The following is a 19,145-nucleotide window of genomic DNA, read 5'->3' as shown; positions in this document are numbered from 1 at the left end:
GGGGCCAACAGTCCGGTGCCACAAGGGGCACGGCGCCGGAGACAGAAAGCCCCGCCAACAGGAGAGAAGACAATGACCTTTTCCACCACGCTGAAATCCGCGCTGTTCGGTCTGAGCACGATTGCCCTCACCGCAACGGGGGCGATGGCTGACGATCTGGCCGATATCAAGTCGGCCGGCAAGATCGTGGCTGCGACCGAAATGCACTACGCCCCCTTCGACATGCTCGATCAAGGCGAATATGTAGGCTTCGACCGCGACCTGTTCGACGAGATCGCCAAGGAGCTCGGCGTCAAGCCCGTCTACGAGGACCTGCCCTGGACCTCGATCCTCCCCGGCCTCGAAGTGAAGAAGTTCGATTTCGTGCTCGCGCCCGTCACGATGACGTCCGAACGAGCAAAACGCTACAGCTTCACTCTGCCCATTGCGGATGCGACGGTCGCCTTCGTGCAACGCAAGGGCGGCGAGATGACGAAACCGGCCGACGCCAAGGGCATGACCGTGGGCGTTCAAAAAGGCACCGCGCAGGAGAAACAGCTCGAAACCTATAGTGACAAGATCGGCGGCATCACCATCAAAGGCTACGGCACCACCGACGAGGCATATGCCGACCTGATGACCGGGCGCCTCGACGCGGTCGCGGGCTCCGCCCCGCTGCTCAACTATCTCGCCAAGACGCGGCCCGATGACTTCGCCGTGGTCAACCCGCCTTTCGGCACGCCGACCTATTTCGGTTACGTCGCGCGCAAGGGGGAAGGCGACAGCCTGGTCGCCGCCGTCAATGACGCAATCAAGAAGATCGAGGCCGATGGCCGCATGAAGACGTTGCAGGAAAAATGGTTCGGCGCCGCGACCGACTTGCCCGAAACCATGCCCGAATTGTAATCGCCTCTATGACGGGCCGGTCACGCATCGGCCCGTCCTTCCCTTTCTCGCATTCACGGGGCAGGCCATGTTCTCCTTCCAGGTGATCATCGACAACTTCCCGGTCCTTCTGTGGGCCGCGCGCAATACACTCCTGATCTCGGTTCTGGGGTGCCTTGAGGGGCTGATACTCGGTGCGGTGATCTGTGCTGCCGCCCTGTCGGCACGACCGGGCCTCAGGCGGGCCGCCGCGATTTACGTGAGTTTCTTTCGTGGGGTGCCGCTGCTCATTCAATTGCTCGTCGCCTATTACCTTCTTCCGGTGATCGGGTTGAATGTGCCGGCACTGGTCGCTGCTGTCCTGACCGTGGGCCTCTGCGCCGCCGCCTATCTTTCGGAGGTGCTGCGCGGTTCGCTCAACGCGATCCCGAAAGGCCAAGCCGAGGCTGCTCTGGCGATCGGTATGAGCCCACGCAACATCTGGATCCGCATCCTCCTGCCGCAAGCGCTCAAGATCGGGTTGCCATCCATCGTCAACGAACTGATCCTGCTGGTGAAAGCCAGTTCGCTGGTGACCGTGGTTGGTATCGTCGAGATCACCCGGATGAGCCAGTCGGTCGCTGCAGCGACTTATCGCCCGCTCGAAATCTACCTTGCCGCCGCCTTCATCTATCTTGCGATCAACCTCGTGATCGCGCAGGCCGGTCGCGCCTTGGAACGGAGGCTCACTCTCTGATGTTCGAGATGCTCCAACATTACGGCCCGGACCTGTTGACCGGCTTCGGCATCACCTTGCTAAGCTGGACACTCGGCACGGTTTTCGGCCTCGCCCTAGGCTTCGTGATTGAGATCGTGCGGCGCTTCGGTCCCAGCTTACTTGGCTATCCGATCCGTGCTTACGTGGAATTCATCCGTGGCACCCCGTTCCTCGTGCAGATCTTCGTGCTCTATTACGGTGGCCCCTTGCTCGGCTTGCGCCTCGACGCCATGCCAGCCGGGATCCTCGGGCTGACGATCTACGGCAGCGCCTATTTCACCGAGATCCTGCGCGCCGGTTTCGATGCCGTCCCGAAAGGACAGATCGAAGCCGCCCGCGCCATTGGCTTTGCGAACATGACGATCGTGCGCCGCATCATGGTGCCGATCATGATGGTCTCCGCCCTGCCCCCCATGGTGAACTTCGCGATCATTCTCACCAAGGAAACGGTGATCCTTTCCATGATCACCGTGCCCGAAATCATGTTCCAGACCCAGACGATGATGAGCGAGACCTTCGCCTTCTTCACCCCGATCCTGATCCTCGCTTTGTTCTTCTGGGGCTTCGTCGAGCTGATCTCGCGGCTCGGGCGGAGGCTGGAGCGCCGTTTCACCTATTACCTGCTTGATCGGAGCTGAACGATGACCCAATCCAGCCCTGCCCCCGCCGCAGCCCACCTGCGCAACGTCTCCAAGTTCTACGGCACGTTCCAGGCCCTGCGCGAGGTCAGCCTCGACATTCCGCCCGGCAAGGTGACCTGCCTCATCGGCCCATCGGGCTCTGGCAAATCCACCCTTCTGCGCTGCATCAACTTCCTGGAGGAATACGACAGCGGCGAAGTGCGCATCGACGATCAACTGATCGGTTACGAAACACCGGGCGGCAAAAGATGGCCGCACGGCAATTGCGAGAAATGCGACGCGACATCGGCATGGTGTTCCAGCAGTTCAATCTCTGGCCGCACATGAGCGCACTTCAGAACGTGGCAGAGGGGCTGGAGCGTGTGCGCGGCCTGTCCCGCAGCGAAGCCCGCGAGCGGGCCCGCGAAGCGCTGAAGAAAGTCGGCTTGTCCGATAAGGAAGGCAACCATCCCAGTCATCTCTCCGGCGGCCAGCAGCAGCGCGTAGCGATCGCCCGGACGATCGCGATGGAACCGCGGATCATGCTCTTCGACGAACCCACGAGCGCGCTCGATCCCGAGCTCGTCGGCGAGGTGCTCGCGGTCATGAAGCAGCTTGCGGCCGAGGGCATGACGATGGTCGTCGTCACCCACGAGATGGGCTTTGCTGCGCATGTCGCCGACCGCGTTGTGTTCATGGAACGCGGAGAAATCGTCGCATCAGGTTCGCCCCGCGAGGTATTCGACGCCCCTTCCGACCCGCGGCTCGCAAGCTTTCTGCAAGGTTACCGCGAACGAAACTCGCTGGATTTATGAGTCGGTTCACCGGGGGCGAAGTTTGCGTTCGTCCGGGGGCGCGCAAACTGTCTCCCCCAGACGCAGCCCATTTTTCTATTTTGGCGAGGCTCCTGCGGGCGGCCGCCGCCGACCTAGCCAGCGCGAGTTAGGCGCTTGTGGAGCGCCTCGATCGTCCGTCGCTATCACAGGCAGGCCCGTTGCGCCCATAAGGACAGGGTGAGGCCCCAGGTGCTCGTTCAACGACATACCAAACTCGAAATGCATATTATCGAGCACTTTAGGCACCGGGCCCGCAGGTGCTCGTTCAACAGCACGGGGGTGCTCGTTTCACGACATGCCATGTCGTTGAACGAGCACCCCTACCACCTCGTAAGCTACTGAAATCTTTCGAAAGCGGCGTTGAACAAATACAGCAAAACGAGCACCCCCTGTTTGAAGGCTCGCATTTGGAAGGATGATCCGACTTGCCTTGGCAGATGGATTTCCCGACCTGCTGGGACGAGAGCGTGAGGGCACGTCCCGCGCCAAAGATATGGTTGTCGCCGTTCATAAAACGGGCATCGCGCCGCCCCGGCTCAGCTCAAAGCCAACCATGAAGCCGGGAACGGCGGAAGACCGGTGCCAGTCGACGCATAGCGGCGGGACTACAAAGGCTCGCAAAAGTAACAAAAGAGCTCGCCTCATTCCATTGCGGTCGCTTTGATCACGCATACGAAGCATGGCTTCAGGCTAGGCCTAGAGCCCCATGAGGACTCGGATCGCAGCCTCAGAGGCAGGGCGACCAAAGAGCTTGAAGCGCGAGAGATGGGGCAATGTCAGAATGGGCACACCCCGTTGGGTTCGATACCGGCTGATCTCGATTTTGCCCCATCCCGCCGAGACTTCAGCCTCAAGCTTAGCACTCGTCCACGTAGTAACGCAGCGCGCGGCCTCATTAGAGCAACAAACGATCAGATCGAGATCCTGTCTGTTCAAAGGGGCGGCCCAGAACTGAGAACGGCGGCGCAATAGTCGGCCACGGTAGCGGCGGGATGATCCGGCTGCGGGCGGCGTAAAAGTCGGCCACTTTTGCCCTTTCTGGCGACGGGAGGGCGGGAGGATTTTCACCGTGGACTTGTATCGCAAGGTTCGACTTGCCTGCGCCGAGGGGATGAGCCAGCGCGAGGCGGCGCGTCACTTCGGGATTTCACGCGACAGCGTGCAGAAGATGTTGGCGTATTCGGTTCCGCCGGGCTACCGGCGCAAGGCGCCGATCAAGCGCCCGAAGCTGGATGGTTTTACCGAGATCATCAACGCCTGGCTGGAAGAGGACCGCGGCGTGCCGCGCAAACAGCGGCACACCGCCAAGCGGGTGTTCGAGCGGCTCCGGGACGAACACGGTTTCACCGGCGGCTACACGATCGTGAAGGATTACATTCGTGAGCATGACCGGCGCGGTCGCGAGATGTTCGTGCCGCTGGCCCATGCGCCCGGGCATGCCCAGGCCGACTTTGGCGAAGCGATGGTCATCATTGATGGTGTCGAGCAGAAGGCGCATTTCTTCGCCTTCGACCTGCCACATAGCGATGCCTGCTATATCCGGGCCTATCCGGCTGCGACCTCCGAGGCCTGGGTCGACGGGCATGTTCACGCCTTCGGCTTCTTCGGTCGGGTGCCGGTGTCGGTGCTCTACGACAACGACAGGTGCCTGGTGGCACAGATCCTGCCGGATGGCACCCGCAAGCGGGCCAGGCTGTTCAGCGGGTTCCTGTCACATTACCTGCTCCGTGACCGCTATGGCCGTCCCGGCAAAGGGAACGACAAAGGCAGCGTCGAGGGGCTGGTGGGCTATGCCCGGCGCAACTTCATGGTGCCGGTGCCGCGCTTCCCCTCCTGGGAGGCCTTCAACGCCTGGCTGGAAGAACAATGCCGCAAGCGTCAGGGCGATGTTCTGCGCGGCCATACCGAGACGATCGGCACGCGCCTTGACCGGGATCTCGAGGTGATGTCGGCGCTGCCGCCAGCCCTTTCGATGCCTGCGATCAGGCGAGCGGGCGGGTCACCTCGCAGGCGCTGGTGCGTTACAAGACCAACGACTATTCCGTGCCGATCGCCTACGGCCACCGCGATGTCTGGCTGCGCGGCTATGTCGACGAGGTGGCGATCGGCTGCGGCGGCGATCTGATCGCGCGCCATCCGCGCAGCTATGAGCGCGAGGATGTCGTCTTCGACCCGCTCCACTACCTTCCGCTGATCGAGAAGAAGATCAATGCCCTGGACCAGGCCGCGCCGCTGACAGGCTGGGAGCTGCCGCCCGAGTTCGCAACCCTGCGCCGCCTGATGGAAGCACGCATGCTCAAAGCGGGGCGGCGTGAGTTCGTCCAGGTCCTGCGGCTGCTGGAGGCCTTCGAGCTCGACGATGTGCAAGCCGCCGTGAAGACGGCCCTGCGCATGGGAGCCATCGGCTTCGACGCCGTCAAGCATCTCGTGCTGTGTCAGGTCGAGAAGCGACCGCCGAAGCTCGACCTCGACGTCTATCCCTACCTGCCGCGGGCCGAGGTCGGAAAGACCTCGGCGGCCAGCTACATGTGCCTGATCTCGGAGGAGGCCCGATGACCGACGCGCCCGACCTGCTGCTCGCCCATCATCTGAAGACGCTCAAGCTGCCGACCTTCCTGAGGGAATACGACAAGCTCGCGCGCCAGTGCGCCGCGGAGGGGCAGGACCACGTTCGCTTCCTGGCGCGCCTGGTGGAACTCGAACTGATCGACCGCGAACGGCGGATGGTCGAGCGCCGCATCAAGGCGGCGAAGTTCCCGGCGACCAAAAGCCTCGACAGCTTCGACTTCAAGGCGATCCCCAAGCTCAACAAGATGCAGGTGCTGGAACTCGCCCGCGGGGAATGGATCGAGCGGCGCGAGAATGTCATTGCCCTCGGCCCGAGCGGCACCGGCAAGACCCATGTCGCCTTGGGCCTTGGACTGGCCGCCTGCCAGAAGGGCCTTTCCGTCGGCTTCACCACCGCCGCCGCATTGGTCCACGAGCTGATGGAGGCCCGCGACGAGCGCCGCTTGCTACGCCTGCAAAAACAGATGGTCGGATACAAGCTCCTGATCATCGACGAGCTGGGCTTCGTGCCTCTGAGCAAGACCGGCGCCGAGCTGCTCTTCGAACTGATCTCGCAGCGCTACGAGCGGGGCGCCACCATGATCACCAGCAATCTGCCCTTCGACGAATGGACCGAAACCTTCGGCTCCGAGCGCCTGACCGGCGCTCTGCTCGACCGGCTCACCCACCATGTCCACATCCTCGAGATGAACGGCGACAGCTATCGGCTTGCCCAAAGCCGCGCCCGAAACAGCGCCAACACCTGATCACATCGTTCAGGTTTGGCCCGCTGGGCCAAAGCGCCCCGGCAGCCGCCAGCTATCTGAAAAGCGCAGCTGCCGGGGCGCGAAGCGTTCCCTTCGCTTCAATCCCATGCCCTCTCTGGCGGCAGACTTTTGCTCCGCCCCGTGGCCGGTTTTTGCTCCGCCGTTGACAGCGGTCTGGCGTGAGCAGAACCCAAACGAGCACGGAAACGTCGCAACCGGCCCTGCGACCGCGATCGATTGCCGCCACACGCTCCTGCACTCGACCAGCGATGCGCAGGAACTGGTCGGCATCGGCCTTGAGGATATCATCGCCGTCGCCATGCCCGATGCTGTCCTCGTCGCCCATAAGAATCGTGCGCAGGACGTGAAGAAAGCTGTTGCCGAGCTGGAAGCCAAGGGAGCAGCTCAGGCCGAGACCCTGCCCCGCGACTTCCGCCCCTGGGGCTGGTATGAGAGCCTCGTTGTCGGTCAGCGCTTCCAGGTGAAGCGGATCCACGTCCACCCAGGTGCCGCTCTAAGCCTGCAAAGCCATCACCACCGCGCTGAGCATTGGATCGTTGTGGAAGGCACCGCGAAGGTGACCATTGATGACGAGGTGAAGCTCGTGACCGAGAACGAGACTGTCTATATCCCGCTCAGTGCCGTCCATCGCATGGAGAACCCCGGCAAGGTTCCTCTGACGCTGATTGAAGTTCAGACCGGCAGCTATTTCGGCGAGGATGACATCATTCGTTACGACGATGTTTATGCGCGGAGATAGGGGCGATGCTTGGTTGAATGGCTTCGCCTGATTAGTCGTTTTGACGAACGCAGCTATCCGATTGAGAATATGGCTTCATCACTAAGCTCTAAGAATTGGAGGGCGTCGGGCAGGACATTGAGACGTCATTCCCGCATCTCGAACAAAATGCAACGACGACAGGCCGCGGCGCGAACGAGCGACCGGAAACTCTGCTGATGCGGAAAGCTTGGTGATCTGTCTGCGACGATCGTCAGACGCAATGAGCGCCACTCCAGGCGAACGGTGCGCCCCCGCCCAGCGAGACATAAGACACCGCACCATCCATCACCGGCCGATCTCCGCTGCTTCCAAGCAACTCACGATCACACACCCGTGACTTCCCTTGCCGAATGTATGGATTTGCATAAACACCCTTTCAGCAGCGGCAGCATCCTGCTAAACGCTCAACTTTGAACGATGTCGAATTTTCGACCCCAAACTGCGAACACCCCTCCCCTCAGGCTGCCCCGAGTCAGCGCTGATGCGGTAGCCTGCCAGAATGCGAGCTTCTGATGGCAGGCCAGCGCAGCAAGGTCCAGGAAGATATCCGCTTTCGCATCTTGCGCCTGCTCGAGGAAAACCCGGAAATGTCGCAGCGCGAGCTTGCAGACGCGGTCGGCGTAAGCACGGGAAGTGCGAACTACTTGCTCAAGGCGCTCATCGAGAAAGGCTTCGTGAAGCTCGGGAACTTCAAGGCGGCAGAAGACAAGCGCCGCTATGCCTACCTGCTGACGCCGAAAGGCGTGGCGGAGAAGGCGGCGATTACACAGCGGTTCTTGGCAAGGAAGATGGCGGAGTTTGAGGCGCTGAAGGCGGAGATTGAGCAGTTGCGCAGTGAGACTAGTGATAGTGACATGCGCAATAGCAAAAAGCGCCGATAGTTTGCGTTATTGGACTTTTGGTCGGATGAGCTTGGAAGTCGGCGGGAGTGCGCGGATGATATACGTATGAGACTCTCGAGAACTCAACAGTTTCGTCGTAAGTCACTCAGAAAAGATTTTTCGGTAACTCTTTTGTATTTGAGGGGGACTGAAACCGAACCAGCTCCCATGCATCGCTAGGCACTCCTATGGGCGAAGTATTCACCGTGAAAACAAAACTAGAAACGAAGGCCTTCTGAGGAGAGAAACCCACCGACGGTTTCTTCCGAACCGTGGAAGAAAATCGGGTTTCAGACCACGGCCCCTCCAAGCTTTTGGCGATTTCTTTGAAACTCTACGAGAAACTTCAAGTCCCGATCCTGCGCGATGCCTTGGGAATCGGTCTCGTCAAATTGCTCGCAATTCCGGCTGCGCTTGCGGTCGCAATTATCCTGGCACGCACGCTTGGCCCAAGCGACTATGGCATCTATGCGTTCGCCTTGAGCCTGACCAATCTCTTTGCGTTATTGTTGACTGGTGGGCTCGCACAGTTGGTGACCCGAGAAGTCGCCTTTGCGCTGCATGGGGAAGAACGAAGCCTCCTTAAGGGCGTAATTGAAGTCGCTACCGGATGGGGGCTGTCAAGTTCCGTATTGGCGATCTTCATTGCTTGGATCACACTCACATTTTTCTTCCCTGAAATTGAAGAAACTAGGCGGGTGGTTCTGCTAACGGGCTTTCTTGCGCTTCCAATTCTCGCCCTGTCGCCCGTTTGGGCCGGTACGCTCCGCGGATACGGCCTTGGCGCGAAGTCACAGTTTCCCGGCTTGTTGCTCATGCCCCTCACGCAGCTTGCGACCGTGTCAGTCTTGCTTTGGGTCGACTGGCTCACCGCGCAAACCGCGATGTTGGCGTTTGCATTTGCCAACGGCGTCGTGGCCGTGGTCGGCCTGTCCCTTATGCGCAGGACGATCTCCGGCGCGCTCCGCAACACGGTTGCCCAATACCGGCTCGCCACCTGGGCGAAATCGTCGGTCACGTTCACGGGCATCGCCATGATCATGTACGTCAGCACCCAAGTAGGGGTTCTTCTCCTAGGGTTCGTGTCGAGCAGCGCCGACGTCGGCGCCTACCAGATCGCCGACCGGGGGGCGCAGCTGGTCATTCTTCCCACCGCCATCATTGAGCTGGTCCTTGCCCCACATGTCGCACGCCATTTCAAGGCCGGGGAAGAAGACCGGATGCGGCGCCTGTTCCGCATTTCCCGGCTCGCCAGCGGCGGCATGACCCTGTTTCTGGCCTTGCCGATGGTCTTCATGGGGGCCCCGATCATCCGGGTAGCGTTCGGCGAAGACTATGTCGGCATGGCGGTGCACCCGCTCGCCATTATTTCAAGCGCCCTCGTCGTGCGTGCCTTGCTCGGCCCGACGACGACTTTCCTCTCGATGACCGGCAACGAAAGGTCGACCCTCGCGGCACAGGGGCTCGCGCTGGTCGTGAACGTCATCCTGACGCTGATCCTTGCGCCCCGTCTGGGCGCGACGGGCGCGGCAATCGCCTCGGCGACCGGGATCTTGCTCTGGTCGGGGTTGCTGGGCATTCAGACCTGGCGAAAGCTGGGAATTCGGGTCTTGTGGCCATTCGGTTATTGACTTCCCAGCGTCAACGACGCCTTCTGTCCGGAAGAAAGCAGGGACAAGTTTGAGAATAAGAAAAGCAACGTTGGTGGGAATTCTCATTCCCGTAGCCTTACTTTCCGAGTTCTACTACATCCCAGTGTTCGGTGGCACGCTTCGTCCTGCACACCTGCTGGCGCCTGTAGTGGTCCTGATCTTCCTCCCGTATGTGTCCCGGCTGTTCGCCGCCCCATTGTTCTGGATCCTGTTGGGTCTGCTTTTCGTGAACCTCGTTTCGGCACTGGCATCGAGCACGCCGGCAGCGGCATTCACGAGCTTGCTTCTGCTGTTCGCCAACGCTTCGATCGGGATTGCGACTGCCGTGCTGCTGGCGTCCGGTCGGATCGACATTCCGAAAGTCCATGCCCTGGTGCTGTTCGCGATCTACACCTCCGTGATATGGAGCATCGTCCAGGTCGCATCCTTTTCCCTTGGCGGGTTGAACCTGGGGCTCTCGGAACAACAGATTGGTCAAATATCGGCCGGCTTCGCTCCGGCGTTCCGAACCGAAGCCAACGGATTCGCGAAGTTCCTGAACACGGCGTTCCTTCTGACTTTCCCGGCCGTGTTAAAGCTGAAAAGCAAGCAAGCGTTTGCCACCTATGCCGTCTTCATCGGAATCGGGTTCATGTTGTCATTCACGCGGTCCGTGCTCTACACTCTACCGATCACGCTGCTTTTGGCATACGGCTGGTCCAAGTTTTCAGGTCTCGGGCGGACGGCATCTCGCCGGCCTGTTACAACCGGCGCCGTATTTGCTCTGGCCGTGTTCATTTTCGTGACGCAAGCTCAGTCGTTCAATAAATACGCCGCGCATAAGATCAGCACGTTCTTCAGCGTTAAGGAAATTCTGACAGGAGAATCCAGCGGCCTCCGCCTTGAATGGCAACAAGCGTTGATCAACGCCTTCACCAGCTCCAATCACAACTTCCTATTTGGCACGGGCTGGGGCCAAGTCTATTACTACTACAACGACGTGGCGATGCAGGCCGGCGGCGCTGACATTATCGTATTTGCGACATATGGCGGCATCTTTTCAGCGATCGGATATTTCGTGTTCATAGCGTCGGCCCTGTTTTATACTGCGCGTATGAGCAAGCGAACAAAAGGCACGCGAGATAGTTACTACTATCAGGGAATTCTGTTTGCGGTGCTCGGCGTTACAGTAACCGGCATGATCAACGGGTCGCTCAATGCGCCAGAATACTGGATCGTCATGGGGTTGGCCATTCACACAAGTGCGCGTGCCCGCCTGATGTCGCGCACAAGGGCAAGTCGTGTGCCGCTCACGGGTCTGCAAACTCCTTCTGAAATCGCGCCGGTTGCACGATGACGAATACGGCACGTCAGATGTTTCAGTTTGTGCAACGCCGGCGACCAGAACGGGTTTCCGGCGGGAGGTCTTCTTGAAAGTCCTCCACGTCATTCTCGGCAAGGCCGACAAGAACCGCCCCAATGGGGTAAACCAGGTGATCGCCGGGCTGGCGACGCATACGGCCCGGCTTGGCGTACCCGTCTCGGTTCTGGGGCTTGCCAAGAGCGCGGCCCACGAGGGCGAGCTCGTCGCGCGGGACGGGTTCGAGGTGGAAGTGTATTCCCGCCCGGGCCCGGCCTTCCGCGCGGCGTTGCGCAAGGCGGTCGGGGCAGCCGACATCGTTCACCTGCACGGCACTTATTCGCGGCTCAACCTCCGGGTCGGGCGGCTCTGCGCCGAATTAAAAACGCCCTATGTCGTAACCTTGCACGGCGGGCTGTCGCCAGCACGCAATACGTGGCGCAACGCATGGAAGAAAGACCTCTTCCACATGCTTTTCCAGAAACGGCACTTGGAACGCGCGGCGCTCATTCACGCGCTGACCGAGGAAGAGAGCACGGAAGCGCTGGAACGATTTCGCCCCGCCGCCATGACAGTCATTCCGAATGGGGTCGACCTGAGCGATTTCCCCGCGCCTGCCACCAACCGCGCGCAGAACCGGCCCATCCAGCTCGGCTACATCGGGCGTATCTCGCGCGAAAAGAACCTCGACGCGCTCTGCGAAGCTTTCGCCCAGGTCAATGGAGCTGGCGACGCGCAGCTTCTGCTCGCCGGTCCGGACTCGCCCGAGAGCGCCGCGATCCTCAGGCGCTGGTCGGCGCATGGCGTGGGCTTCGTCGGGCCCAAGTTCGGCGACGACAAGCGGGCCTTTCTCGCCGGGCTGGACCTGTTCGTGCACCCCTCGAGAGCCGACGTGTTCTCGATCGGCGCCATGGAGGCGTTGGCGAGCGGCGTCCCGCTGGTGATCTCGCGCACCTCCGATGCCAGCCATTTCGCCGGAACCGGAGCTTTCATCCTGTGTGAGCCGACGGCGTTCGGCATCGCTCGGGCGCTGCGCCGGGCATTTAATTGCCAGGCCGGCTGGCCGGAAATGGCCCGACGCGGCAGGCAGCTAGTCGAGAGCCGCCTAAACTGGAACGCCGCCGCGACCGACTTGATGGCGGCCTACAAAAACGTTCTGGAGCGCTGAGATGTCAATCAAGCAGGAGGCCACCGGGCTTATTCACAGCGCGCTCGACGGAAAAATGGATTTCTTGGAATTGCGTGGCATCGACGAATTTGCCCGCGAAGGCGGCGACATCGACGTGCTCGTGCCGCGCAACCGCGCCCGCGAAGCCCTCGGGCTGGTTGCCGAACTGGCCGCGAGCCGAGGCTGGTCCGTCGCAGGATGGCGCGATATCGGCTATATCACCCAAGCCTGTTTGGCGACCCGTGAAACCGCCGGCGCGCCACGGCAGGCGGTCAAGATCGACCTGTGGAACGGGGTCGGTTGGCTCGGCATGGGGGCCGATCCCTATGCAGTTGCCCTGTTCCATCATCTTGAGACGAGGGGCCCAGCCGAAACGATAGGGCTGGTGACACTGCTGCAGAAACTGCTTTATCCTGGCTACTTGCGTGATCGCGACCGGCAACGGGTTCTGGCCGCCTGCAGTGCCAACGAGATCGCGGCATTCGTTGCGGCAAACAGCATTCCGCTCACTTCGGCCGATCTGGAACGCGACAGGCTTGGCCGCCTCGCGCGCTGGCGGTTGCGCGCCGCGTCGGCCGGGGCGGCGAACGCGGGCCTGCCGCTCTGGCTAGCGCGGATCGCCTGGCGCCGGTTGGCCTTCGCTCTCGTCCCGTCGTCGCTGCCCGGGATGCGCATCGTGGTTTGCGGGGCAGACGAGCCGCGCCGCGCCGCGCTCGCCAAACGGTTCCGCGCCCTTTGCCGCAGCAGCGGGTTTCACGAACCGGTATCCTACTTGCAGGCCGATGGGGCCGCCGAAGCCGGTGCACGGCGGCCGCTCGCCGCTGCGCGGCAGGTGTTGAGTGCAGCCCGTGGCGAGGTCGTACTGGTGCCCATCGCGGTCCCCACACCACAAGCCGGCGGCCCGGATCGACACGCAAAGACACTTCACGTCTCGCTTCCAGGGAGCCCAACAGAAGGGAGTGACGACCTCGACGTTCTCCTTGCCGCGGTCACCAAACAGTCGCTCGGCACTTTGCGCGGAAAGGGGGCGGCATGACCCATCACGCAAGAACGGTCGTATTCCTCGGCCCGGACGGCGCAGGCAAAACCACGCTCCTCACGCTCGTCGAACAGGCCCTGACAGAGCAGGGCATCGACTTTGCGCACTATTATTTCGCGCCGGGATTTCTCAAGCGCTACCGACCATCCGGCACACCGACCGTCACTACCAACCCACACGGGGGGCGCCAATATGGCGCTGGCCTCGTGCTGATGAAGATCTCGCTGATGCTATTCGAGTTCAACATGGGGCTGCCCATGGTGAAGCGCCGCAACCGGCTGGTCCTGTTCGACCGGTTCATCCATGACATTCTCATTGACCCGCGCCGCCACCGGATGGACCGGGTGCGCTGGTGGATGCGGGCGCTGCTAAAGCTCGCGCCACGCCCCGATCTCGCCATCATCATTACCGCCCCGACCGGGGTCATCCAGACGAGAAAGCAGGAAGTCTCCGCGGCCGAGACCGAACGTCAGGTGCAGGCCTACAAGGATGCAGCTGGCCTGTTCGCGCGGGCAATCGCGCTCGAGAACGTTGGCCCGCCCGAGGCCACCGCGCGGCGCATCGTCGAGGAGGTCATGCGCCGTTGATCAATCTCGTTCCCCTGTTCGGTCCCCGATCGGCGACGGGCCAGACTACCGCGTTCCGGCTATTCCCGCGCCGAGGCGCCGAACGCTGGATGCTCGAGACCCGGTTCCGTCGCCCGTGGCATCTGGAAACATGGCCACAGGCGAACCGGCGCGCCAAGGTAATCTATCGCGCCGCGAGGCTTCTGGGCGACCTGGGCCTAAACCTGCCATCCCGGCGTATCACGCTCTCCATCGGCAATGACTCGCTCTACGCCCAGCTCCGTGGCCGGTTTGACGCGCTCGGGATTTTTCTTGGCACCCCCGGACCGAACCGCAAGGTCGTTGTCTTTGCCAGGGGCCGCGAGGGGGCCTGGTTCATCAAGGTGCCCATCGGCGAAACGAGCGCGGCGCTAGCCCAGACCGAAGCGTCGGTGCTCGACACGCTGGCCGGCGACCCGAACCTCTCCCCGCTGGTGCCGCGCTGCTTATGGATTGACGAAGCACTCGCCATCGAAGACGTTCGCGCCGCGGGCGCCATCTTCGCACCGCTCGACCCCGGAGAAGTCCTGCGGGTGCATGCGCTGCTGTTTGCCCGCAGCCGGAGCGACATCCCGCTCGCGGATCTCGTGCGGCGCTGGACGGCGTCCGAGGCCGAGGCGACGCCGCATGGCCATCCCGGCACGGCCCGGGCCATCGCCGCCGCCCGCGCCGCCGCCCGCTCGTTCCTCGGCAGCCTGGCCCCCGACACCGCGGTCGAATGTTACGAGGCCCATGGCGATTTCACCCGCTGGAACGTGCTGCGCGCCGCCGACGGCTCGGCCCGCATCATCGACTGGGAGCTTTTCGGCGTCCGGCCGAAATTCTTCGATCCGTTCCACTATCTCGTGTCTCAAGCGATCCTCGTAGACCGGCTTCCGGCGCCGGCGATCCTGGAACGGGCCGAGCGCTTGGCCGAGGGAGCGGATTCACTGGACATCTACTCGAGGTGGCTTTACTTCGGCCTCTATGTTGCAGGCCAAGTATGCTATTATAGCGGCATTTACGAACGTCAGACCGAGTTCTATGCGCAGGCGTTTTGGCAGCTTGAAACTTGGACCGAGCTTCTCGAAATGCTCTGCGCGCGCCCGCCCGGCGATGCAAATCGCCTAGGCCCGGGCGCACCGAAAAACTTCGGAAATGCGCAATGACGTTTCGTGATTTCCTCGTCGCCTCGGTGTCTCGCATGTTCGCTCGCCTGTTCAGCCTCGACCCGGACGTGCCCGTTCCTAGGTTTGTCACCCTGGCTTGGTCGACCGCCGCCGGCCTTGTGCGTGGCGCCCTCCTCGCACGTCGCCGGATCGTCTTGTCACGCTGGGCGAGGATGCGGGCATGTTACGCACCGCGGGCGGCCTCGTGCGGATCGAGGAACATAGCCTCGTCGACTGCCTCTCGCGCGAGGGCATTTCGCTCGGGCGCAACTTCAAGCTCGTCGCGTATTTGCGCATGATCGCCAGCGGCTCAATCAGCGATCTCGGCAAGGGCATAACCGTTGGCGACAACGTCGGGATCGGCGAATTCGCCTATATCGGCGGCGCGGGCGGGGTGGTGGTTGGCGCCGATTGCATTGTCGGGCAATACCTGAGCATACCTCCCGAAGACCACGTCTTTGCTGACCCGGCGCACCCGATCCGCGATCTGGGGGGCACGCGCAACGGGATCGAAATCGGGCCGGGCTGCTGGATCGGCGCGAAGGTCACGATCCTCAATTGTGTCCAGGTCGGGGCGGGATCTGTGATCGCCGCTGGCAGCGTGGTCTCCCGTAGCTTCCCCGCCCGCAGCCTGATCGGCGGCGTGCCCGCCCGCCTGATCCGGCCCCTCGACGTCGAAACGACACCGACATGACCGAGGCTGGACAACTCACCGCCAAGCCCTCCGGGGCCAGACGGAATTGCGTCCTGGTCGCTGCCTACGACGCGGGGATGCGCACTAGCGAGGGCTATGTCGCGCGTAGTCTACTGACCCGGATCGACCCCGGCGAACGGGTGATCCTTGTTACCCGCCGTAACAACGTCGCCGAGCTTCGCGCCAACCCCGAGTTCCGCGCCGCCGCCAACGTGCGCCTGGTCGGCTACGACCTGCCCCGCTGGGCCGCCTGGTGGAAGAAGGGGCCACGCGGCTACGGCCTCTACGCCTATCTCTGGCAAGTGACATGGCCTCTAGTCCTGAAACGTCGGCGCTGGCTGACCCGCCGCCTCGCCATCGTCCACACGTTCAATTTCCATAACGACAGCATTCCGAGCCTTGGCTGGGTCCTCGGGCGGCCGTCGATCTGGGGGCCGGTCAACCACAATGAAGGCGTGCCGCTCTGGCGCACGCGCGACTGGCCCGCGAGATTGCGCCGCAAGACCGCGATCAAGGCGCGCCTGCGCCAGCTTGCCTGGCGGCTAGACCCTCTGCTCTACCTTGCCAAGGCCCGGACCGGGCTGGTGTTCTCCGCCGGCAGCTGGGTCGACTCGCGGCTGCGGCTTGCCGGGCGTAAGAACGTGCGCCGGCGCAGCCAGCTCGGGCTCGACCCGTCGATCCTGCCGCCACCCACGATTCGTGCGCCCGGCGGCCTGCGCCTGGTGAGCGGCGGGCGGCTCGACTGGATCAAGGGGCTCGACCTTGCGCTGGAGGCCCTTGCCCTGCTTCCCGAAAGCGCATCGCTCACCATCATTGGCGACGGCCCCTGCCGCGGGGCACTGGGCCGCCGCGCCGAAAACCTCGGGGTCGCCAAGCGCGTGACCTTCCATCCGGCCGTCCCGCGCGACGAACTTCTGCGCGCCTATCTGAACCACGACCTGTTCGTGTTCCCCTCCGCCGAGGCGGGCGGACTCGCCTGGGTGGAAGCGCTTGCGATCGGGCTGCCGGTGGCCGGGTTTGAGGGGCCGACTGAGCTTGCCGACATGGCTGCACATCTTCCGGGAATTCACATCGCGCCCGCTCGGAGCACACGCGAAGCGAACGTCGCGGCATTCGCGCAGACAATCGCGGCCGCGATTGCCAGCCAAGGCGATTCCGCTGGCCGGGCCGCAGCCGCCCGCGCGCATTATGGTTGGGACGGGTTCGCGGATGAGATCCAGACCGCCTACCGCGCATTTCGCGGAGCGCCTCAGTGATAGTCTTCTGCCACCTGCTGAACGATGCCTCGGGGAGCCCAGTGATCCTGCGCGAAACAATCGGCGCGCTCGCGGCGGCCGACCCCGACCGCATCCTGTTCGTCGGCAGCCAGGGTCGTGGCGTGTTGGAAGACACCGGCGTGCCGATCCGCCGCTACTGGTATCGCCGTAGCCGGTTCAGGCTAGTAACCCTCGCCACGTTCGCGTTCAGCCAGCTGGCGCTTTACCGCGCTCTTTCGCGGGCCGACTTGCCCACCGGAGCCGTGATTTACGTAAACACGTTGCTGCCCTTCGGCGCCGCGCTCTGGGCGGCCTGGCACGGCCACACAGTCGTCTACCACGCCCATGAAGTGTCGATCTCTCCGCGCCCGCTTAGGTGGTTCCTGCTGCGCGTGGCGCAACGGACTGCGACCCGAGTGCTCTACGTGTCCGAGGATCACCACCGGCGCCTGCCGGTCGCGGGCGTTCCCGCCACGGTCCTGCCCAACCCGGTGTCAGCGCGGATCGCGACGCGCGGCTTCGCCACCGCCTATGCGCCACGCCGCTCCGGGCATTTCGAGGTCCTGATGCTGGCCTCGCCGCGCGACTTCAAAGGCGTGCCGGAGTTTCTCGGCCTAGTGGAACGGTTCCAAAACCGCCCCGACATCCAGTTCACTTTGGTGCTGAACGGTGACCGCGACGAGGTCGCTGCATACCTGCCGCCTGGACCGGTGCCGGGGAACGTGACCATTCATCCCCGCACCGACAGGCCGGAAGATTTCTACGCGACCGCCGACGTGGTGGCGAACCTGTCGCGGGTCGATCTCTGGATCGAGACATTCGGTCTGACCATTGCCGAGGCGATGACATTCGGCCTACCGGTGATCGCACCGCCGATCGGCGGCCCCGCTGAAATCCTGCGTGACGGCGTAGAAGGCTTTCTGGTCGATTCACGGGATGCGGCCACGCTGGCGGACCGGGTGACCACCCTGTTCGAAAACCCGGCGGCGGCGCTGGCAATGTCGGCCGCTGCCCGGCAGCGCGCACGGGATTTCACCATCGAAACCTTCACCGCCGACTTGCAGTCCTTGATCGTCGCAATGCCGGCCAACCCGACCCGAACGGAGCACCGCGTATGAAACTCGCAATCCTCGGCACTGTTGGCGTACCCGGCTCCTACGGCGGGTTCGAGACCCTCGCCCAGAACCTCGTCGACCATCACGGCGCCACCGGCAACAGCGCCGCGCTCGCCGTCTATTGCTCGGCCAAGGCTTTCCCGGACCGGCCCGATAGCTACGGCAGCGCCCGGCTGCGCTACATCGGGCTCGATGCCAACGGCGCGCAATCCATCGCCTACGATGCGCTCTCGCTATTCGACGCCGTCCGGCGCGGCGATAACCGGCTGCTCTTGCTCGGCGTCTCGGGCGCGCTCGTCCTGCCCTTGGTGCGCCTTGTCAGCCGCGCCCGAATCGTTACGAATATCGACGGCATCGAGTGGAAACGCGAGAAGTGGACTGGCCTCGCCAAAGCCGTGCTGCGCGTCTCGGAATGGGCCGCGGTACGATTCTCGCATGTGGTGATCGCCGACAACCAGGCGATCGCGGATTACGTGACCGCGACCCATACCCGCCCCTGCGCCGTTGTCGCCTATGGCGGCGACCACGCGCTCGATGCCGCGCCCGACCCGCGCGCCACCGCCGACCTGCCCGAGAACTACGCTCTTGCCTTGTGCCGGATCGAGCCAGAAAACAACGTCGCGATGATCCTCGAGGCTTTCGTCGGCCTAGAAACGCCGCTGGTCTTTGTCGGCAACTGGGACAAGAGCGCCTATGGCCGCGACCTGAAGGCGCGGTTCGCCGATCACCCGAATATCACCATCCACGACCCGGTCTACGATCCGAGCGGGCTACGTGCCATTCGCGACCGCGCCACGGTCTACGTGCATGGCCATTCCGCTGGTGGCACCAATCCCTCGCTGGTAGAGATGATGCATTTTGACATTCCGATCTTGGCCCACGGCTGCTCGTTCAATCGGCACACGACGGAAGAGAAGGCCCGCTATTTTATGAGCGCGGATGAGTTGGCCGAGGCAGTTCGTAGCCTGTCGGGGCAAGATGCCGCGCAGATCGGCGCCGACATGGGAGAGATTGCCCGCCGCCGCTATACGTGGGACCAGATCGGCCGGACCTATTTCGAGTTGCTGGAGAGCTGA

The 19,145-nt window shown here is 62.8% G+C and carries 17 protein-coding genes and 2 pseudogenes; all 19 read left to right on the top strand.

The features are described from left to right. The first annotated feature begins 72 nt into the window (after positions 1 to 72). Positions 73 to 885: a transporter substrate-binding domain-containing protein gene (locus tag AKL02_RS03340; RefSeq protein ID WP_083080282.1), complete on the top strand. Its 813-nt coding sequence runs from the start codon at positions 73 to 75 to the stop codon at positions 883 to 885. Positions 886 to 952: 67 nt separating this feature from the next. Then, complete coding sequence (locus tag AKL02_RS03335) at positions 953 to 1,600, top strand: amino acid ABC transporter permease (RefSeq protein WP_083080285.1); 648 nt, start codon at positions 953 to 955, stop codon at positions 1,598 to 1,600. Further along, positions 1,600 to 2,259: an amino acid ABC transporter permease gene (locus tag AKL02_RS03330; RefSeq protein WP_232621707.1), complete on the top strand. Its 660-nt coding sequence runs from the start codon at positions 1,600 to 1,602 to the stop codon at positions 2,257 to 2,259. Before AKL02_RS03335 ends, AKL02_RS03330 begins: the two co-directional genes overlap by 1 nt. Positions 2,260 to 2,262: 3 nt before the next feature. Further along, positions 2,263 to 2,589: an ATP-binding cassette domain-containing protein gene (locus tag AKL02_RS21340; protein WP_269780189.1), complete on the top strand. Its 327-nt coding sequence runs from the start codon at positions 2,263 to 2,265 to the stop codon at positions 2,587 to 2,589. Then, positions 2,511 to 3,056: an amino acid ABC transporter ATP-binding protein gene (locus tag AKL02_RS03325; RefSeq protein WP_269780188.1), complete on the top strand. Its 546-nt coding sequence runs from the start codon at positions 2,511 to 2,513 to the stop codon at positions 3,054 to 3,056. The genes AKL02_RS21340 and AKL02_RS03325 overlap by 79 nt, the downstream gene beginning before the upstream one ends. A 1,081-nt stretch (positions 3,057 to 4,137) precedes the next feature. Further along, positions 4,138 to 5,633: pseudogene (gene istA / locus AKL02_RS03320) on the top strand (IS21 family transposase). Continuing rightward, the gene (gene istB / locus AKL02_RS03315) at positions 5,630 to 6,391 is read left to right on the top strand and encodes an IS21-like element helper ATPase IstB (RefSeq protein WP_078572607.1); all 762 of its coding nucleotides are present in this window, start codon (positions 5,630 to 5,632) and stop codon (positions 6,389 to 6,391) included. Before istA ends, istB begins: the two are co-directional and overlap by 4 nt. Before the next feature lie 169 nt (positions 6,392 to 6,560). Further along, a pseudogene (locus tag AKL02_RS03310) lies at positions 6,561 to 7,151 on the top strand (cupin domain-containing protein); the annotation flags it as partial. A gap of 533 nt (positions 7,152 to 7,684) precedes the next feature. Beyond that, entirely contained in the window at positions 7,685 to 8,053 is a 369-nt protein-coding gene (locus tag AKL02_RS03305) for a MarR family EPS-associated transcriptional regulator (protein ID WP_083080344.1), read from the top strand. 326 nt (positions 8,054 to 8,379) lie between these two features. Further along, on the top strand, positions 8,380 to 9,684 hold the full coding sequence (locus tag AKL02_RS03300) for an oligosaccharide flippase family protein (RefSeq protein ID WP_165757065.1): 1,305 nt from the start codon (positions 8,380 to 8,382) through the stop codon (positions 9,682 to 9,684). A 70-nt stretch (positions 9,685 to 9,754) separates the two neighbouring features. Further along, positions 9,755 to 11,041, top strand: a complete 1,287-nt coding sequence (locus AKL02_RS03295) for an O-antigen ligase family protein (protein WP_083080350.1) — start codon at positions 9,755 to 9,757, stop codon at positions 11,039 to 11,041. Positions 11,042 to 11,114: 73 nt separating this feature from the next. Next, positions 11,115 to 12,212 (top strand): glycosyltransferase, encoded by a 1,098-nt coding sequence (locus AKL02_RS03290; RefSeq protein WP_165757066.1) that lies wholly within the window; start codon positions 11,115 to 11,117, stop codon positions 12,210 to 12,212. A gap of 1 nt (position 12,213) precedes the next feature. Continuing rightward, entirely contained in the window at positions 12,214 to 13,248 is a 1,035-nt protein-coding gene (locus AKL02_RS03285; protein WP_083080356.1) for a hypothetical protein, read from the top strand. Further along, positions 13,245 to 13,838: a nucleoside/nucleotide kinase family protein gene (locus tag AKL02_RS03280; protein WP_083080359.1), complete on the top strand. Its 594-nt coding sequence runs from the start codon at positions 13,245 to 13,247 to the stop codon at positions 13,836 to 13,838. Before AKL02_RS03285 ends, AKL02_RS03280 begins: the two co-directional genes overlap by 4 nt. Next, positions 13,835 to 15,004, top strand: coding sequence for a hypothetical protein (locus tag AKL02_RS03275; RefSeq protein WP_083080361.1), 1,170 nt, complete (start codon positions 13,835 to 13,837; stop codon positions 15,002 to 15,004). Before AKL02_RS03280 ends, AKL02_RS03275 begins: the two co-directional genes overlap by 4 nt. A gap of 181 nt (positions 15,005 to 15,185) precedes the next feature. Next, positions 15,186 to 15,698 (top strand): acyltransferase, encoded by a 513-nt coding sequence (locus tag AKL02_RS03270; protein ID WP_083080363.1) that lies wholly within the window; start codon positions 15,186 to 15,188, stop codon positions 15,696 to 15,698. A gap of 77 nt (positions 15,699 to 15,775) precedes the next feature. Further along, positions 15,776 to 16,954 carry a glycosyltransferase gene (locus AKL02_RS03265; protein ID WP_165757067.1) on the top strand — a complete coding sequence of 393 codons (1,179 nt, stop codon included), beginning with the start codon at positions 15,776 to 15,778 and terminating at the stop codon, positions 16,952 to 16,954. Between the two features lie 41 nt (positions 16,955 to 16,995). Then, entirely contained in the window at positions 16,996 to 18,072 is a 1,077-nt protein-coding gene (locus AKL02_RS03260) for a glycosyltransferase family 4 protein (protein ID WP_133052022.1), read from the top strand. Beyond that, on the top strand, positions 18,069 to 19,145 hold the full coding sequence (locus AKL02_RS03255) for a DUF1972 domain-containing protein (protein WP_083080369.1): 1,077 nt from the start codon (positions 18,069 to 18,071) through the stop codon (positions 19,143 to 19,145). Before AKL02_RS03260 ends, AKL02_RS03255 begins: the two co-directional genes overlap by 4 nt.

It is taken from the genome of Thioclava electrotropha (genome assembly GCF_002085925.2).
Lineage (GTDB): Bacteria > Pseudomonadota > Alphaproteobacteria > Rhodobacterales > Rhodobacteraceae > Thioclava > Thioclava electrotropha.
The sequence above is the reverse complement of the archived record's forward strand: the minus strand, read 5'-3'. Positions and strand labels throughout refer to the sequence as shown.

Excerpts from the sequence above, each read along its gene's own strand:
- AKL02_RS03285 (WP_083080356.1), top strand. The coding sequence starts at position 12,214 with ATGTCAATCAAGCAGGAGGCCACCGGGCTTATTCACAGCGCGCTCGAC.
- AKL02_RS03325 (WP_269780188.1), top strand. The coding sequence starts at position 2,511 with ATGGCCGCACGGCAATTGCGAGAAATGCGACGCGACATCGGCATGGTG.
- AKL02_RS03305 (WP_083080344.1), top strand. The coding sequence starts at position 7,685 with ATGGCAGGCCAGCGCAGCAAGGTCCAGGAAGATATCCGCTTTCGCATC.
- AKL02_RS21340 (WP_269780189.1), top strand. The coding sequence starts at position 2,263 with ATGACCCAATCCAGCCCTGCCCCCGCCGCAGCCCACCTGCGCAACGTC.
- AKL02_RS03340 (WP_083080282.1), top strand. The coding sequence starts at position 73 with ATGACCTTTTCCACCACGCTGAAATCCGCGCTGTTCGGTCTGAGCACG.
- istB (WP_078572607.1), top strand. The coding sequence starts at position 5,630 with ATGACCGACGCGCCCGACCTGCTGCTCGCCCATCATCTGAAGACGCTC.
- AKL02_RS03280 (WP_083080359.1), top strand. The coding sequence starts at position 13,245 with ATGACCCATCACGCAAGAACGGTCGTATTCCTCGGCCCGGACGGCGCA.
- AKL02_RS03270 (WP_083080363.1), top strand. The coding sequence starts at position 15,186 with ATGTTACGCACCGCGGGCGGCCTCGTGCGGATCGAGGAACATAGCCTC.
- AKL02_RS03265 (WP_165757067.1), top strand. The coding sequence starts at position 15,776 with ATGCGCACTAGCGAGGGCTATGTCGCGCGTAGTCTACTGACCCGGATC.
- AKL02_RS03330 (WP_232621707.1), top strand. The coding sequence starts at position 1,600 with ATGTTCGAGATGCTCCAACATTACGGCCCGGACCTGTTGACCGGCTTC.
- AKL02_RS03335 (WP_083080285.1), top strand. The coding sequence starts at position 953 with ATGTTCTCCTTCCAGGTGATCATCGACAACTTCCCGGTCCTTCTGTGG.
- AKL02_RS03255 (WP_083080369.1), top strand. The coding sequence starts at position 18,069 with ATGAAACTCGCAATCCTCGGCACTGTTGGCGTACCCGGCTCCTACGGC.